The sequence below is a fragment of the Enterococcus sp. BWT-B8 genome, assembly GCF_020567625.1.
Lineage (GTDB): Bacteria > Bacillota > Bacilli > Lactobacillales > Enterococcaceae > Enterococcus_L.
In genome coordinates, this window is record NZ_JAJDJV010000007.1 from 110,351 (window position 1) to 127,563 (window position 17,213).

Sequence of the window (17,213 nt, forward strand, 5' to 3'; positions counted from 1 at the left end):
TATGATTTCAATAAATACCTCTGATAATCGGCTCTAACCCCTGCTATATCAAGCTTTAAAAAATTTCACGAACAAACATAAAAAAAAGATTAACACATCAGAAAGAGCTTTCAAAAGAACAGATTTTAGCTGGCAGAGAGCGCTGTGTATGGTTTAATGATACACTGACGAAAATGATAGTTGCTTATATATAAATTTAATTTTCGTTAAAAAAATAAGTGCTTTTTATTGAAAACGCTTTCTTCTCGTGGTATTATACTTATGTAGGAAGGAGGAAAATCAGTTATATTGAGGAATTTCTCGAGTTTCAATAGATTAAGTTTCAAATAAGTTAAAGTTTGTTGGAAGTAAATTATTCACCTTTAATCTGTTATATGTGTAGAGAAAATGGTTAAAGATACATCTAAAAATGTACGTTTATTTATTAAGGTAAACTTGATATTCGGAGAATTCTCGGATATCTAACTAAAAAGTTTCATTGGATCAAACAGAAATTCAAGTCGTACTTTACATGTATAAAAGTAAAACAATTCAATATAACTGATACCTTCCAGAAAAAAGGCCAGGCTATTCGAGAAGCTTGGCTTTTTGCTATACTTTTTTTGCTATATTATTTGTAACAAAAGCAAAGATATGGTATATTGACTATGCACTTTCTATTATTTAACTACAATTCAGTCATTGGAGGGATTTACATTGCCAAAAAAGAAGAACTCATCCTTTGAGAGTTCCATTCACGTCTATAGAGCTATGAAGCGTATGACCCAACAGGAATTAGCTGACAAAGTAGGCGTATCAAGACAAACCATTATTCAACTTGAGCGTAATAGATACAACCCATCTCTATTATTAGCTCATGATATCGCAGAGGTCTTCGAAGTGCCTATCGAGAAAATCTTCACTTTCAAAAGAATAGACCACTCAGAAGAAACAGACTAGTAACAGAGCAATAAAAGAGAAGACATGTATAACACCTTCTTTAAATTCTTGTTCAACATTTTATCAGTAAATCATTAGTCTGGCTAATCCGCTTTATCAATTTCACAGTGACGATATACGCTTATCTGCCGTCCAACATAATTTCTATAAGCTAGCTACTTGTAGACTGATGATTATGACTGGGTATCTGATATAATATATTTCATCGCTTCTGCTGCACGGAAGCATGATGCTCGTTGCTTTGAAAAAATAAGCTGCTAAAGAAGCGCAATGAACACATTGCGCTTCTTTTTTATTGGTTCTATATCAAATCACCGTTTACTTTATAAACATGGCATCGCCAAAGCTGAAAAATCGGTACTGTTCATTAATAGCGTGCTGATAGGCACTTAATGTTAATGTCCTGCCTGCAAAGGCGCTGACCAGCATCACCAGAGTAGACTTAGGCAAATGGAAATTCGTGGAGAACGCCTGAACGACCTTAAATTCGTAGCCAGGTGTAATAAAAATATTCGTCCAACCGCTGTCTGCTTTGATTTCTCCCCCAAATTTAGTCCCAATGGTTTCCAGTGTGCGAATAGATGTTGTCCCCACAGCAACAATTTTTCCGCCAGCTGCTCTAACCTCATTCAATACTGCTGCAGATTCCTCTGTTAGTCTGTAAAATTCGCTGTGCATTTCATGTTCTTCAATATTTTCCACCGATACCGGACGAAACGTTCCCAGACCTACATGAAGAGTCAGATAAACAAGTCGAACACCTTTTGCTTCAATTTTTTCCAGCAGTTCTTTTGTAAAATGAAGTCCTGCAGTCGGTGCTGCTGCTGATCCGCTTTCTTTAGCATAAACTGTCTGATAGCGATCGGGATCCTCTAGTCGTTCTTTTATATATGGCGGCAAAGGCATTTCTCCAAGAGATTCAATAATTTCCAAAAAGATTCCCTGATAATCGAAGCTAATTATTCTTCCTCCATGATCCAATTCTTTCACAACTGTGGCTTTCAAACGACCGTCGCCAAAGCTGATCTGTGTGCCGACTTTTGCCCGTCGAGCGGGTTTAATCAATGTTTCCCACGTATCTCCCTCAGTATTGGTCAGCAAAAGAACTTCCAAATGTCCTCCAGTTTCAGGTTTTTCACCGTATAAACGAGCCGGCAGTACTCGGGTATCATTCATCACCAACGCATCTCCGGCTTCCAGCTCATCAATAATTTCACTGAAATGTTTATCTTCAATCTCTCCAGTTTCTTTATCCAATACCAGCAGACGTGAACTGGTTCTATCTGCTAGCGGAGTCTGAGCGATCAGCTCTTCCGGCAGGTCAAAATCAAAATTTTCTGTGCTAAGCATTTTTCCACCTTCATTCTCTATTCATATACCTTGGCTATTTTAACACTATTTCAAGGAAGTTGCGAGAAACGGCGTAAAACAGATTGATTGGAAATAAACTAAAAACGAGTTATACTTATTTTTAGTAAGTTCAATTAAATAGAGGGGGTTCCTTTATGATTCCATTTATTCATCATGTATCTTTACTCACTCGTAACAGCTCAGCAAATCAGTCATTTTACATTGAGTTGCTGGGATTGCGTTTTGTTAAACATACAGTAAATCAGGATAATCACAGAATGATTCACGACTATTATGGCAATTATTATGGTGCACCAGGCTCTGTTATTACGTTTTTTATTGTTCCGCTATTGGGACAGCGTTATGACAACGACCATTTTCTAAGCACTATCGGATTAAAAATTCCAAAGGACAGTCTGCCATTTTGGAAAACCAGATTAACAGAAGCACAAATTTCTTTTGAACAGCGAGAAAACAAACTGTACTTTTTTGATCCCGACCAGATAGAAATTCATCTGATTGAAACTGATCTTCCTTTTTTAGAGGAAAAATATCAGGTGAAAAACGATATTCCGGGAGACAAACAAATTCTTGGACTGCTGTCAACTGAATTTCATGTGGTAGAGCCGAAAAAGACATTGGCATTTTTTAATAGACTGCTGGATTGGAACAGCTCAGATCAGCGAATTTACTTGAACGACACAGATTTTATTGATGTTCTCCCTTCTGTCAGTCAGGAAAAATCAAGAATGGGCAGAGGCAGTATGGACCATGTTGCTTTTGCGGCAGCAGATGACCAGGCTCTTGATGCACTTTACGAAAAAGCCAAATCACTAAATTTAGTGATAGAAAAAATCGTTAACCGCGGTTACTTCAGAAGTCTTTATCTACGGGAACCCGGTGGCAACCGGGTAGAATTTGCCACTGTCTCACCGGGATTTACTATAGATGAGACCTTGGAAGATCTTGGAAAAAGTCTTGCTCTCCCTCCTTTTTTAGAGGAACAGAGGAAAGAAATCGAGAAAAAGATTTATCAGGAAAAATAATAAGTTAATATATACATCGATCAGCAGCTATTAGCATATTCTCTAATGGTTGTCGCTATTTTTTAACTACTGATTGGCTTCCATAATCATCTTTAATTATTCTATAAATGGGGCTTTCACTTTAAATTAGTCATTACTCTTCAACGTACGCTCTGTTCAGCAGAATAATCTATACTTGTTCCGAACTCTTACTTCAAGTCAATATATATAAGCGACTTTCTCACCTTTTATGTTATGCTGTTAGTAGAGGTTGTTGCTATTTTACCTAAAATATTGGTTTTCTTCACGTATGTTTCATTTTATTTCAGCAACCAGCTACAATGAAACGGCAGCTGCTTTTCGTTCATTACTTGAGGAAGCGCAGAGTGCTCGATGAATTGTTCTTGACTAAAAATAGTCATTATATACTTCTTTTAGGAAAGCCAGTCCTTTCAGAAAAAAGGCCTTCTTATTAGTTTTCAAGAACTGTTTAAAACATACTGATATTGCAGGAATTATAAGAAAGAGGTGACTGTTTTGATTGAGTTTCAACATGTGTACAAAATTTATAAGGGTGGCAAAGTGGCTGTCGAAGATGTCAATCTGCATTTTGACAAAGGCGAGTTCATCTGTTTTATCGGAACAAGCGGAAGCGGAAAAACAACAACGATGCGTATGATTAATCGAATGACAGATCCCACCAAAGGAAAAATTTTGATTAATGGAAAAGATATTCTAACAATGAACCCTGTGGAGCTTCGCCGCAAAATCGGGTATGTAATTCAAAGTATCGGGTTAATGCCGCATATGACAATTCGTGAGAATATTACGCTGGTTCCAAAACTGTTAAAAGCAGATCAGGAAGAGCGTGAAAAGATCGCTGAAAAAATGATTGATCTGGTTGAGCTGCCAAGAGAAATGCTGGATCGTTATCCCCATGAATTATCCGGCGGCCAGCAGCAGCGGATTGGGGTTGTGCGGGCTCTGGCGGCAGATCAGGACATTATCCTGATGGATGAGCCTTTTGGTGCTTTGGATCCTATTACCAGAGATTCTCTTCAGGATTTGGTAAAGGACTTGCAGGAACGACTCGGGAAAACGATTATCTTTGTTACGCATGATATGGATGAAGCACTGAAGCTGGCGAATCGGATTGTTATCATGAGTGAAGGAAAAGTCATTCAATTTGATACACCTGATAATATTTTGAATGCTCCGGCGACAGAATTTGTTGAAGAGCTGATTGGGGAAGACCGCCTGATTCAGGCAAAATCAAACACAACAACTGTTGGTGAAGTTATGTCACACAACGCAATTACTATTACATCGGAAAAATCTCTGTCCGAAGCAATTAAAGTCATGAGAGAAAAACGGGTGGATACTTTACTGGTTGTAGATGGGCAGGGGATCTTAAAAGGATTTATTGATATTGAAACCCTGGACAGAAAAAGAACCAAAGCAACCAGTGTCAGTGATATCTTAAATACAGATGTCTTCTTCGTAAAAGAATCTTCTCTTCTGCGGGATACTCTTCAGAAAATTCTGAAGCGCGGGGTTAAGTATGTTCCTGTTGTTAATGAAAAACAGAAAGTTACCGGAATTCTGACAAGGGCTTCGTTAGTTGATATTGTCTATGATGTAATTTGGGGCGAGGAAGAGCTAGCCACCATCGCTTCTGAAAATTCTACGAGTGAAGATGTTGAACCACAAGCCTCTCAAACGGAGGTGTAGTCAAATGTATGAATTTTTTATGGAAAAAGGCGGAGAACTCATTACCAGAACAGGAGAGCATATCTTTATTTCAGCTGTTTCTCTTGGTTTAGGTATTCTGTTTGCTGTTCCATTAGGTATCTTGTTGACCAGAACAAAGCGTACTGCGGCGATCGTTATTGGCTTGACCAGTGCACTTCAGACGGTTCCTTCACTGGCTTTGCTGGCACTGATGATTCCTATTTTCGGTGTGGGAAGATTTCCGGCAATTGTTGCATTATTCATTTATTCGCTGCTGCCGATTTTGAGAAATACCTATATTGGAATCAAGGAGGTCAGTTCTGATTACAAAGATGCTGCTAAAGGAATGGGTATGACAAATATTCAATCTATTTTTATGGTGGAACTGCCGATAGCCACGCCAACTATTATGGCTGGGATTCGTCTGGCAGCTGTATACGTAGTCGCATGGGCGACTTTAGCTTCTTACATTGGAGCCGGCGGTCTGGGCGACTTTATCTTCAGCGGGCTGAATTTGTATCGTGCAGATTTAATTTTCGGCGGAACAATCCCTGTTGCACTTATTGCTTTAACTGCTGATTTCCTGTTGGGGTGGCTGGAAAACAAACTGACTCCGGCAGCATTACGAGGTGAATCAGAATGAGAAAACTAAAAAATATCTTATTAAGCATACTTCTTCTTTCTACTGTCGGATTTCTGGGGAGCTGTTCATTGCCGGGGCTGGCAAGCGGAAATAATAAAGATACCATCAGTATTGCCGGCGGCTCTACTTCCGAGATTCAGATACTTGCCAACATAGTTAGTGGAATGATCGAACATTACACGGATAAGAATACCGTCATTATCAATAATTTGGCAACGACAACCGTGATACATCAGTCCATGCTGAACGGGGATACCAGTATCTCGGCTGCCCGCTACACTGGAACTGATTTAACGGGAACCCTGCAACTGCCTCCTGAAAAGGAACCTGAGAAAGCTTTTGATATTGTAAAAAAAGAATTCCAGTCACGCTATCATCAGACCTGGTTCCCTTCTTACGGATTTGCCAACACCTATGCGTTTATGGTAACTCAGGAAACTGCAGAAAAATATAACTTGAAAACAGTCAGTGACTTGAAAGCCGTTGCTGATCAATTGACAGCCGGAGCTGATACATCATGGATTGATCGTCAGGGAGATGGCTATAAAGGCTTCGTTCAGGAGTATGGATTCGACTTCAAGCGAGTTTTTCCGATGCAGATTGGGCTGGTTTATGACGCTGTAGCTGTCGGAAAAATGGACGTTGTTCTAGGATATTCTACAGATGGTCGGATTGGAAGCTACAATCTGGTTATGCTGGAAGATGACCGAAAATTTTTCCCGCCTTACGATGCAAGTATTGTGACAACGGATGCTATTTTAAAAGAAAATCCAGAGCTAAAGGATATTTTAAGCAAGCTCTCTGGAAAAATTTCCACGGAACAAATGCAGGAACTGAACTTTCAAGCTGACAATGACTTAATGGAGCCGGCCACAGTTGCAGAAAATTTTTTAAGAGACAATCATTATTTTGAAACAGATCAGGGGGAAAACTAATGGAAAATTTGCAGGATATGAATCTTTTCGAGCAGTTCTTTTATTACTTTGCCCAAAACGGCAGCTATGTATTCAGTCAAGTTGTGCGTCACTTTCTGATTTCAGTATATGGTGTATTGTTTGCAGCCATTATCGGGATTCCAATCGGGATTTTTATTTCCCGCAGAGTTAAACTGGCTGGCTGGATTATCAGTCTTGCTAATCTGATTCAGACGGTTCCATCATTGGCTATGCTTTCCATTTTAATGCTTGGACTTGGATTAGGTGTAAATACGGTTATCGTAACTGTCTTTCTTTACTCTCTGCTTCCCATTATCAAAAATACGTACACTGGCATGCGTCAGGTCGACAACAATATTCTGGATGTCGGAAAAGGAATGGGAATGACTAAAATTCAGCGCCTGTTCATGGTTGAACTGCCTCTGTCCATCTCTGTCATCATGGCAGGGATTAGAAATGCACTGGTTGTTGCCATTGGTATTACGGCTATCGGCGCCTTTGTGGGTGCCGGAGGACTGGGTGATATTATCATCCGGGGAACAAATGCCACAAATGGTACTTCAATTATTCTAGTTGGTGCACTACCGACTGCTCTGATGGCAATTCTGACAGACTGGATTCTTGGCATGATTGAACATCGGCTGGATCCGGTAAGCAAGCAGTCATCACATTAAAAAGGAGGTTATGACAGCAGTACCAAGCTTCAAGCAGTTTCTGAAGCACAACTAGCTGCCAGACCTATGACAAAATAAAAAGATCGGGACAAACACGTGAATTTCGTTGTGTTTGTCCCGATCCTTTTATAATTTTTCAAACAGCACTAACTACTGTTCTCTATTTTGATAATACTCATCTTCATATCTGGAAAATGCTCCGTCATTCAGAATGATAAATGGCTCTTCATTCAGCTCTTCTTCCAGCTCATCGCTTACCACTCGTTGTTCAATCTCAGTTCTTTCGGAAAGCTCTTCCTCCGGTTCATCTAAATAAGTCCCTTCCTGCAATTCCGTCTCATCCATTAAATGGACAATACTCTCATCCTGCATTTTCAACATATGATTCATACGGACTCTTTCCACTTTCATCTCAGATAAATCTTCCTGCAGTTGATCTTTTTCATCCAGTAATTTATACATCAGCTGTTTTTCTTTAAATAATAAAAAACCTAAAATAATAATAATGACAACAAAGAAATACATCACTGCAAGAAATGCCAGATTCATAATCATCAGCTCCTTAAAGCTATGTTAACACGAGAATATCCTTTCAAATTCTCAGGTTTTTTTCAAAAAAGAAAAATTTTTGAGAAAAAAGAAATAATAGAATTCTAAAGAAGATAATTGTGATCAAATGTAATCTCAACTTCACAACCCTCTAATTTATCATAAGCTTTTATCTGAATCATTCGCAATATTTCTTCATCACTTATCAAATATTTACTTGGAACAACTAAATCAAACAGAACAGTACTTTTTCCTTCATGATCAACCAGACGAATATCGTGAGCTTTAAAATTTGTATCAATTTCTTTGACAATCATTTTGACCTGTTGATGGACAAACTGCTGCTTTTCATCATAAAGATTGACAGGATCAACGTGGCAGACCAGCTCTACTTCCAATTGTTCTTTAAAAGCAACCTCAATCTGATCAATAAGCTGATGCGCGCGATTCAAATCCCAGCGATCATCTATTTCAATATGAACTGTCGCAAAAATTTTATTTGGTCCATATTGATGAAGCATTAAATCATGGTAGCCGACGATCCCTTGAACAGCAGACAGAAACTTTTTCATTTCATCTATCTTTTCCTGATCCGGTCTTACCCCTATCAACTCATTTATAAACTCACGAATCAGCTGCAGACCGCTGTAAATAATATAGCCAGCAATCAATAACCCTATATAGCCATCAATTCGCCAACCGGTAATTCCCTCGACAACAGTAGAAATCAGAACAGTGACTGTTGTAAATACATCATTCAAACTATCTTTGGACGCCGCTATTAATGCATTGGAATCAATTTCCCCGGCAATGTTTTTGTAGACTAGTCCCTGCCAAACCTTCAAAAAAATAGACACTAAAAGAACAACCAGCATAATCCAGTTAAAATTAATACTTTGCGGTTCTCTGATACGGTCAATAGATGTCAGTAAAAACTGAAAGCCGACAAATGTAATTAGAAGTGAGACAAACGTACCGCTGATGTATTCAAAGCGTTCGTGTCCATATGGATGTTCTCTGTCTGCCGGCTTTCCTGCAATGTAAAAACCCAGTAGTGTTACAACTGAAGAAATCGTGTCAGAAAGATTATTTACTGCATCTGCCATGATTGAAACACTCCCAGAAAAAAAACCGATAGACAGCTTCCCTACCACCAGCAAAAGATTGGAAGTTAAACCAATAATACCTGCAAAAATGCCGTAGCTGGTTCTGCGATCCTTTCCTTCTCCATATTTCTTTTCAAACAAATGAAGTATCCCTTTTATCATAGAATCAAATCCCTGCCTTATTTTAGAATCTCTGGTTTGTATCTTAAAATGTCCTTTGACATGCGTATGTCTGAGACCCCTAAAACCGAATAAACGGTATTCCAGTCTTTGTATGTCGTAAGAAGCGTAGGAGCACGGTCCCCTATTCTTCGAGGATCGAAATGAAGTCCTTCAATTCTTAGTGGCTTTGCCATTTAGAAATTGATGGGATCGAAACGACGTGTAGTGTAGTGAAAATCGTAGATGCAGAAAAACGGATACAGCGTAATGTTTTGTCTCAAAAATCGTTAGACTCGTAGAGACAGCAGTTCTTCTATGCTCCGCTACGCATACAGTTCTACTGCATCAAGTGAGCTAGTTTCATTTAAGGAATACTTATCGAAACTACGCATACCATTCTGCCAAAGTACGAATATAAGCAGAAGTGGCAAAGTAGAACTAGCACTTGTCGGTCCTAATCTGTGCCGAGTAATTGCAGGCAACATCTCGGAAATAAGTCAAACAATCTTCAAAATATAAGCAGCTCCAGGTCCTTCACCGAGTAAGTAACAGGACTTCGTCTACTCTGCTAAATCAATCCTAGTGAAGATTGTCAGCTCTAGTATGTTTCCTACGTAGAAGTTGAGGTGGTAGATGATGCATGATAACTACTTGGTTCTTGAGGCAGAACACTTCTGCTCCTGCGGTTACTCGTCGCACAAAAAGCTTGCTCCTGCGGTTACTCGTCGCATAGAGAAGCTTTGGCACAACCGCATCATTGCTCTTAAGTACATTCTAAAGAATATACCCCGTTATTAATGATTTGTACATTGAAACATTAGATTTTTTATCCGCTTTTTACTATTTAGAAAACCCCTATTTCCAACACCGGTGACCCATTATTTCATTATTAGGAGTGCCTAGTTTCCAAATTCAGCGACCTTGGAAATTTAACGAACGGATCAACCTACGCATAACAGAAACAGAGACCAAGATTCATTCGATCTCAGTCCCTGTCCCTATTCATTAGATGTCAATTGTTTTTTACCACAATTCTGCACTTATGATTATCTATATCTGCTCAAAATACTGCAAATTTCGAAAGTGGAAACCATGTACTGCGACACCTCCTATTTTACCTGAATTTATACAGTTCGGAAAATAATAAGTCATTAATGAAAAATATAACTCTTGTGTGACAATTCCCCAAGTTTTTTCATTTTTGGCTCCAGAAGAGGGTAAAATATCGTCCCCAGTATCCCTACCACCAGCATAATCCCCGCTAAAATAACAATCGCTTTCCAGGCATTCGGCCAGTAAATACCACCTGCTGATTCTCTTAATAGATCAACTGCATGAGTAAACGGCAGAAACGGGTTGATAAACTGAAAGAATTTACCCGAAACTTGAATTGGATAGTTTCCACCCCCACCGGAGATAGAGAGAACCAGAATAATGATCGCAATTCCTTTTCCGACATTTCCAAACAATGCCACGAGAACATAAACTATCGTCATGAAGCTCAATGCGATAAATAATGCAAATAGAATACTGAAGACCGGGGCTTTAACCTCCACCCCCAGTAAAAAGTAATTTCCAAGAGTAACGATCAATGCCTGAGCCAGACCCATTACAATAAATGTCAGCATTCTGGCAGAAAACTGTTCCCGTTTTGAAAACTTTCCTTTATCGGTTCCTTCCAGATAATAATCTGTCGTCGCAATACTGGAGAACAACACTGCACCTACCCATAAGCAAAGTACGGTATAGAATGGTGTACTGGCAGAGCCATTATTTGCAATCGGATAGATAGAGTTTTGTTTAACCACAACGGGTTCAGTAAAAAATTCGCTTTCTGAGGTTGCATCAAGTTTTAACAGTTTAATAATCTCTCCAAGCTCTACTTCACTTTCACCTTTGCGGATTGTTTCAGCAGCCTTGTGAAGTCCTGCTTTAATATGGGACCAGTCATTTTCAATCAGATCATTGGCTTCATTCAACACAGCTTCCACTTCTGGAAGTTTTTGATCCACCATCGCCAATGTATCTGTGATTTCTGCTTTAATACCTGGGTAATCATTTTGAATGAAATCCGCAGCCAGATCCAGTTTCTCCTCAATTACGGGCAGTTCATTATTATAAAGAGCTGCTCCCTCATTAATTCCGTTGACAATTGCAGCCAAATGACCATTCAACAGAACATTGGCATCATGGACTTCCTTTTTAATAGCAGGCAGCTCTCCCTGATATTTTTCTAAAATACCAATTGCATTGGACACTGTCTTCTCCGTAGAATTCAGCAAAGAAGCAAAATCAATTTGCTGTGCCTGAGACAGTAATCCCTGAGCTGTTGTAATTGTTTCAATCAGTTTTGACAGCATCGTACCAACAGTCGTTGTAATGCCATTTACATCTACGCTGGCAGCTTCTGAAGAAATTCTGTCGGCTGCTGTCGTAATTTCGTTAAGAATAGTTTGAAGTTCAGCAATTGTAATTTTGTCTGCATCTATTCCCTCCACTCGATTTTTCAGTCCCTGAACCAGTGTTTGTATACTATTCAGCTGTCCGATAATTCCCTGCAGGTCCTGATTGCCGGCTGACTCCTGAATATCTGTCAATAATTTCGACAGCTGCTGAATTCCTGTTACCTGTCCATTCAGACTGTTGGAAAACTGTTGAAGCAGCTGCTTCAAGGTGATCCGCTCTTCCGGTGTCAATTCATTATCAGCCAACATTTGCTGAATTTGGCTGGTAATTGCAGAAACATTGCTGCTGACCGTCTGAATTGATTCTAAAGTAACCTGAACGCTGCTTGCAATACTTGGCAGAGCCTCCTGCAACTTTTGAGCTCCTTCCAAGGTAACCGTCCCTACCTGGTTTACCTGTTCGCCTAATTTTCGAATATCAGGCAGCGACTGCTGAACAGTTTGGATAATTGTCAGTCCTTGTTTGGCTTCTGTTATTCCTTCATTCATTACCTGCTCTACAGAAGTAAAATCTTCATCAATCATTGCCAGCTGCTTCCCTGCATTTTGAATTTCAGGGATTTTGTCTTGCAGCGTCAAAATAACTTTTGCCTGCTCTTTAATCACAGGAAGATTGGTATTCAGCTCCACTACCTTATCAGCCAACGCATCAATCTTCGGTATATAGGTTATAAATTCATCTGCTTTAGTAATTTTCTTCTTTATCTCAGGTATTTTCCCATAGAGCTCCGCCACTTGCTGAACATAGCCGTCAATTGTATCAATATTATTATCAGCAGACAGGATAAGATTCTTCACTTTGTTGATGCTGACCAGATTCGCATCTATATCATAACCAATCTCATTAAATACTTTCAGTAATGTACTGGCGGCCATACTGATAAATTCTGAAGATATTTGAGATTGCAATGAAGCCGCTCCTTTATCTGTAATTTTAGGTGCGATAGCATTAATTTTTTCATTTACAGAATAGACAATCTCAGGCTTTGTTATCTCTCCAGTTGTAAAACTTAGTAAATCTTCTGAAAAATCTTCCGGTAAATAAATACCTGCATAATATTTTCCTGACTTTACCCCTTCATCCAGCGCCTTCTTCGATCTAACAAAACGCCAGCCCAGCTGTTTATTCTCCTGAAGATTCTCCAAAACCTCATCTCCAATATTAATTTTCTTCCCTTGAAATGAAGCTGTTTGGTCATCACTGTAAACAGCAATCGGCAATTCTCCTGTATTTGAATAAGGATCCCACAATGCCTTGATGTTAAACCATGCATAAAGGGAAGGGATAAGCATCAAGGCTGCAATTAATAATGCAGCAATCGGATTCTTCCAGATCCTCTTCCAGTCTAAAATAAATAAGTTTAATGTATTTCTCAAATATTTCATATTCCACCTGCTTCCTTACGACGGACTTACTTTAGCACATATTTTTACTGGCAAACAACTTGAAACCCTCGTAATTGGTGAATTTTTAGACAACTATTTTAATCTGTCGCAATTTTCCCCAGCACTTCTGAAGAATCTTTTAAGCCTATTTGACAAAAACTAAAGTAATCCTCTTTCAGCTCAAAAAAGAACCAGACAGAATTACTTGTTTTCCTTAAAAAGTAATCAAAAATCTGTTTTATTCCACTCACTATCTTTTTATGCTGAAAGGTACTTTTCAATATGGTGCCTCCTGCTCCTGGTACATTGATTATAGATATTCTCCATATGCTGATTCTAAAGGATTTTCTACTGATGTAGAAACCTTTGATAGACTTGTCAGCCCCATTGTTTCAGGAACAGCTAGTGAGATGGTATGCGAACCGACAATCTGATGGGGTAGCAATAATTCATTCCTGTATTAAAAGCTTGCTCCTACGCTTCTTCGAATGCTCGTCGCATGTCTTAAGGTCGTGCAAGAACTTGCTCCTACGCTTCTTCGAATGCTCGTCGCATGTCTTAAGGTCGTGCAAGAACTTGCTCCTACGCTTCTTCGAATGCTCGTCGCATGTCTTAAGGTCGTGCAAGAACTTGCTTCTGCGCTTCTTCGAATGCTCGTCGCATATCTTATGCTCATCCAAGACATGCAAATGCTTTTCCAAGTAGATACAAGATTTTCCCATAGTAGAAAATCAGTTCTCAGAATTTCCAATCTCACTAAGATAATCGTACTAGTAAAATAGTATGCAACACTCTGATAGGGATAAATTTGTCAGAATCTATTCCGTCTACAAAGAGATAGCTGTATACGAAATGATGATCTCATGAACATGCAGACATCTAATCTTAAATAGGAGATAACTGACCGTAGTGGTATACAAAGACTGGAACACTGTTTATTCAATTTTAGGGAGCTAAAACATACTGATGTCCCAGCTCCCGAATAAATAAAAAGGCCTAGAACAGTTTACTCAAAGCTTCATCACTATTGATGAAACAAAGAATAAACGCTCTAACCTTTATTTATTAATCGTTAATTTTTGTATTTTCTAAGCATAAACTCGTAAGCAGCCTGACTGATGACACCCATTGGCTGATTAAGAATCGGATTGAAATAGAAATCCATTGTAACCAGTTCTTCCCACCCGACTTCCTTATCTATTGCTAAGGAAATAATATTGATAATTTGTGTAACATCCTTTTTCGACATCAGCTGACCGCCAATAAGGCAATTTGTTTCTTTTGAAAACACCATTTTTATATAAATACTGTCCTGTTCTTTCAAGTAAGGCAGCTGGTAGGGAAGCTTCAGAAAGATACTTTCAACATCAATTCCCTCAAACGTTGCTTCGGTCTCCGTCAAACCTGAACTAGCAATATAATACCCAAAAACATGAGTAGCTGTTGTCTTCTGTGTTGTATTAAAGCTCATTTTATTTCCCATAACATTCACTGCTGCAACTGTGGCACTTCTCACAACATTATTAACCAACGGGATAAACGATTGCCGATAACTGTTATGAACAGGATAAGAAACAATATCCCCCAGAGCATAAATATTCGGATCACTAGTCTGCATATGCTTATTCACACGCACTGTGCCATTAGGATTCAAATCAAGAAAATCATGAACGATCGCCGTATCCGGACGTGCATTGACCGCAATCACTACATAATCGTTTTTAATTTCTTTTTTTGTTGTGACTGTAGAAAATATTTCTTCTTCTTTAGCATTAAAGCTCAGCACCGTTTCATTCAGATGAAGATGTATCCCAGATTCAACGATTTCTTTTTTCAAAATCTCCCCCAGCTCTTTATCAATATAACGAAATAGAACTGTATCAGCACTTTCAATAAGATGAACTTCTTTTCCCTTATCCTTCAAAGCATCTGAAAGTTCCACGCCAATATAGCCGCCGCCAATAATTGAAATACTGTTCGCAGCCTCAATTTTGTGCAATGCTTCCAGCGAGCTGTCATAACTTTTAAAGTGTGTGATTTGATTATTACCAGGTAGTTTCATGTTCAAAGAAAACTGGTTGGAGCCCATCGCAAGGATTAGCTTATCATAGTTCTCCTCTGCTTGGCTGCCATCCGGCTTCTCATACATCACTATTTTTCCTTCCGGTTCTATATGAGTAACTTTTGATTCCAGACACAGTCTTATTCCAAGTTTGTGTAAATCCTCTGCAGTAGTATAACGTACATCATCAAGATCATCTACCATATGATTCAATTTTATAGTGATACCACTGGAGACGTAGCTGATATCATTTCTTTTTTCAATCAGAATAACGTCTGTTCCAGGGTTTAATCGCTTTATAGTGAAAGCTGCCTGAAGTCCGCCGTGTGAGGCTCCGATAATTACTATCTTCAAAAACCTATCTCCCTTCAAGTAATCTCTGCTGAATGAATTACTTTGTTTAATATAACTGCATATTCCGTGTTTTCATTATATATAACTTCCTAAAAAAAAGAAATCCACCTTCCAACAATAACATACTTTTCTCAGATTAATATTGCCATTTTATCATGAATAAAGTATGCTTAAAGTGAGGTGTCGATTATGCTAAAACGAGATTTTTTAGAAAAACCATATGATTATATGAATGATATTCTTTTATTTCTGTACAATAATCAAGGAAAATCAACAAAGAGTAAGCTGATTGAAGAGTTTCAAATCAGTTTACCTACATTGAATGAATATCTTTCTTTTTTACAAAGTTTTCTTGAAGAAAACGGAATTAGTGACCAAGTGAGAATAACCACTAGTGGAGATCACCTTTCTTTAACCAAAGAACTTGATTTCCCGCTAAAAAAAGTTGTTCTTCTTTTTCTTGATAAATCGATAAAATTTCAAATGGTCAATCAACTGTTTCAAAAAAACGAGGTAAGTTGCGATTATTTTCAATTATCCTATGCAATCAGCTCTGCAACGTATTATCGAAAAGTCACAGAATTGAATGAGCTTCTGAAAGAATTTCATTTACAAATAAAAAGAGGAAAAATAGTAGGAGAAGAAAAGCAAATCAGATATTTCTTTTTTAATTTTTTCTGGTATCTTTTTGAAGATAAAACTGAACTGGAAAAAGAAACGTCCAATCAATATCTTGGTTTTATTGAAACGTTAAAAGAGTCTCTGAATGTGACCTTTGATCCCACTGAAATATTCCAAATTAAATTATGGATGAAGATTTCACTGCGCCGAATGACTGTCGAATTAAATCCGGTTATCAGCCCAAATTATGATCATCCAGACCGTCCGCTGTTTGAAGAGATAAATCTGGCTTTCCATACATACATGAAAAAAATCGATCGTCCATACACTATCTACGAAGCCTATATGTTTTATGATTTCTTCTGCTCCATGAACAATTTTTCTGCGAATTCTTCTTTTGCCTTTCGACTGGCAGAAGCACAGAGAACAGAGAGTTCTTATTTAAACTATATGAATAAGGTCATTTTAAAATACTTGAAGCAGCAGGGTTATCTAACTACGTACGCCTCAGATGACCGCCTGTCCTATATTGAAAATTTACTGTTTCAACTGCATTCAAGACTTTACTATTTCGACGGTTTCATCCTACCTTTCGACTATTGGACAATCACTTCCATAATCAATGCACACAGGCATCCTTTCACAGGAAATGAGGTGGATGAAACTATGAGAATTGCTTCTGAAAAATTTGATTCGAGCGAAGAGAAAAATCGTTTCATCAATCGCTTTACTCAAATACATTACACAATTATTTTAAATCATATAGCAGAGCTCAATGAAGAAAAAATTACCATTGGTGTGTATCATTCTCTGAATCCTTCCATAGGTGAACTGGTCATGCAGCATTTAACAAATGTGCTTGGACATAAGTTTCCTATCAAAGCTGAATTATATCAGGAAGATTCTTATTATGATATATTACTGTCTAATATTTATAACGAAGCAATTGCAGAAAATCAAAAAACAACGTATGTCTTCTCTGATGTAGGAAACAATTATGATATGAATGAGGTCAAAAAAATTATTCTCAATTTACTTGATAAATAAGTAAGAAATCCTTACTTCTGTAGCTCCATTATAGCAAAGAAACGTGCTAAAATTTCTCTATTTTATATAAAAAACCAGAATTTACTGAGAATTCTAACAAAATGATCGTTATTGCTGATTGAATGAATCAGATTTTAAAAGAGGCATTGTCGTTTATTCCTGCT

At 38.2% G+C, this 17,213-nt stretch carries 13 protein-coding genes; 7 read left to right on the plus strand and 6 right to left on the minus strand.

The window, feature by feature from the left end; all coding sequences use genetic code 11:
• Positions 1–696: 696 nt before the first annotated feature.
• Positions 697–939 carry a helix-turn-helix transcriptional regulator gene (locus LI951_RS08415; RefSeq protein ID WP_202064099.1) on the plus strand — a complete coding sequence of 81 codons (243 nt, stop codon included), beginning with the start codon at positions 697–699 and terminating at the stop codon, positions 937–939.
• A gap of 318 nt (positions 940–1,257) precedes the next feature.
• Here LI951_RS08415 and queA read toward each other — a convergent pair whose 3' ends face one another.
• Entirely contained in the window at positions 1,258–2,289 is a 1,032-nt protein-coding gene (queA, locus tag LI951_RS08420; protein WP_229441860.1) for a tRNA preQ1(34) S-adenosylmethionine ribosyltransferase-isomerase QueA, read from the minus strand.
• 155 nt (positions 2,290–2,444) lie between these two features.
• Here queA and LI951_RS08425 point away from each other — a divergent pair, with 155 nt between their 5' ends.
• The 5 genes from LI951_RS08425 to LI951_RS08445 all read left to right on the plus strand — a co-directional run bounded on the left by LI951_RS08425 (position 2,445) and on the right by LI951_RS08445 (position 7,297).
• Positions 2,445–3,335 (plus strand): VOC family protein, encoded by an 891-nt coding sequence (locus LI951_RS08425; protein WP_229441861.1) that lies wholly within the window; start codon positions 2,445–2,447, stop codon positions 3,333–3,335.
• Between the two features lie 516 nt (positions 3,336–3,851).
• On the plus strand, positions 3,852–5,045 hold the full coding sequence (locus LI951_RS08430) for a betaine/proline/choline family ABC transporter ATP-binding protein (RefSeq protein ID WP_202064085.1): 1,194 nt from the start codon (positions 3,852–3,854) through the stop codon (positions 5,043–5,045).
• 4 nt (positions 5,046–5,049) lie between these two features.
• A complete protein-coding gene (locus LI951_RS08435) occupies positions 5,050–5,688 on the plus strand; it encodes an ABC transporter permease (protein ID WP_202064084.1) in 639 nt (212 codons plus the stop codon).
• Complete coding sequence (locus tag LI951_RS08440) at positions 5,685–6,623, plus strand: osmoprotectant ABC transporter substrate-binding protein (RefSeq protein WP_229441862.1); 939 nt, start codon at positions 5,685–5,687, stop codon at positions 6,621–6,623. Before LI951_RS08435 ends, LI951_RS08440 begins: the two co-directional genes overlap by 4 nt.
• Positions 6,623–7,297 carry an ABC transporter permease gene (locus LI951_RS08445; RefSeq protein ID WP_324254749.1) on the plus strand — a complete coding sequence of 225 codons (675 nt, stop codon included), beginning with the start codon at positions 6,623–6,625 and terminating at the stop codon, positions 7,295–7,297. The genes LI951_RS08440 and LI951_RS08445 overlap by 1 nt, the downstream gene beginning before the upstream one ends.
• Positions 7,298–7,447: 150 nt before the next feature.
• Here LI951_RS08445 and LI951_RS08450 read toward each other — a convergent pair whose 3' ends face one another.
• The 5 genes from LI951_RS08450 to LI951_RS08470 form a co-directional block, all read right to left on the minus strand.
• On the minus strand, positions 7,448–7,846 hold the full coding sequence (locus LI951_RS08450; protein WP_229441863.1) for a hypothetical protein: 399 nt from the start codon (positions 7,844–7,846) through the stop codon (positions 7,448–7,450).
• Between the two features lie 104 nt (positions 7,847–7,950).
• On the minus strand, positions 7,951–9,114 hold the full coding sequence (locus LI951_RS08455) for a cation diffusion facilitator family transporter (RefSeq protein WP_229441864.1): 1,164 nt from the start codon (positions 9,112–9,114) through the stop codon (positions 7,951–7,953).
• 1,151 nt (positions 9,115–10,265) lie between these two features.
• A complete protein-coding gene (locus tag LI951_RS08460; protein WP_229441865.1) occupies positions 10,266–12,965 on the minus strand; it encodes a YhgE/Pip domain-containing protein in 2,700 nt (899 codons plus the stop codon).
• A 98-nt stretch (positions 12,966–13,063) separates the two neighbouring features.
• Complete coding sequence (locus LI951_RS08465; RefSeq protein ID WP_202064077.1) at positions 13,064–13,246, minus strand: hypothetical protein; 183 nt, start codon at positions 13,244–13,246, stop codon at positions 13,064–13,066.
• A gap of 791 nt (positions 13,247–14,037) precedes the next feature.
• Positions 14,038–15,381 (minus strand): FAD-dependent oxidoreductase, encoded by a 1,344-nt coding sequence (locus LI951_RS08470; protein ID WP_229441866.1) that lies wholly within the window; start codon positions 15,379–15,381, stop codon positions 14,038–14,040.
• A gap of 189 nt (positions 15,382–15,570) precedes the next feature.
• Here LI951_RS08470 and LI951_RS08475 point away from each other — a divergent pair, with 189 nt between their 5' ends.
• Complete coding sequence (locus tag LI951_RS08475; RefSeq protein WP_202064075.1) at positions 15,571–17,049, plus strand: helix-turn-helix domain-containing protein; 1,479 nt, start codon at positions 15,571–15,573, stop codon at positions 17,047–17,049.
• The last annotated feature ends 164 nt before the right edge of the window (positions 17,050–17,213 follow it).

What these genes read in the sequence shown, in the direction of transcription:
- queA (WP_229441860.1), bottom strand. Translation starts at nt 2,289, where the DNA reads ATGCTTAGCACAGAAAATTTTGATTTTGACCTGCCGGAAGAGCTGATC.
- LI951_RS08425 (WP_229441861.1), top strand. Translation starts at nt 2,445, where the DNA reads ATGATTCCATTTATTCATCATGTATCTTTACTCACTCGTAACAGCTCA.
- LI951_RS08435 (WP_202064084.1), top strand. Translation starts at nt 5,050, where the DNA reads ATGTATGAATTTTTTATGGAAAAAGGCGGAGAACTCATTACCAGAACA.
- LI951_RS08440 (WP_229441862.1), top strand. Translation starts at nt 5,685, where the DNA reads ATGAGAAAACTAAAAAATATCTTATTAAGCATACTTCTTCTTTCTACT.
- LI951_RS08445 (WP_324254749.1), top strand. Translation starts at nt 6,623, where the DNA reads ATGGAAAATTTGCAGGATATGAATCTTTTCGAGCAGTTCTTTTATTAC.
- LI951_RS08450 (WP_229441863.1), bottom strand. Translation starts at nt 7,846, where the DNA reads ATGAATCTGGCATTTCTTGCAGTGATGTATTTCTTTGTTGTCATTATT.
- LI951_RS08455 (WP_229441864.1), bottom strand. Translation starts at nt 9,114, where the DNA reads ATGATAAAAGGGATACTTCATTTGTTTGAAAAGAAATATGGAGAAGGA.
- LI951_RS08460 (WP_229441865.1), bottom strand. Translation starts at nt 12,965, where the DNA reads ATGAAATATTTGAGAAATACATTAAACTTATTTATTTTAGACTGGAAG.
- LI951_RS08475 (WP_202064075.1), top strand. Translation starts at nt 15,571, where the DNA reads ATGCTAAAACGAGATTTTTTAGAAAAACCATATGATTATATGAATGAT.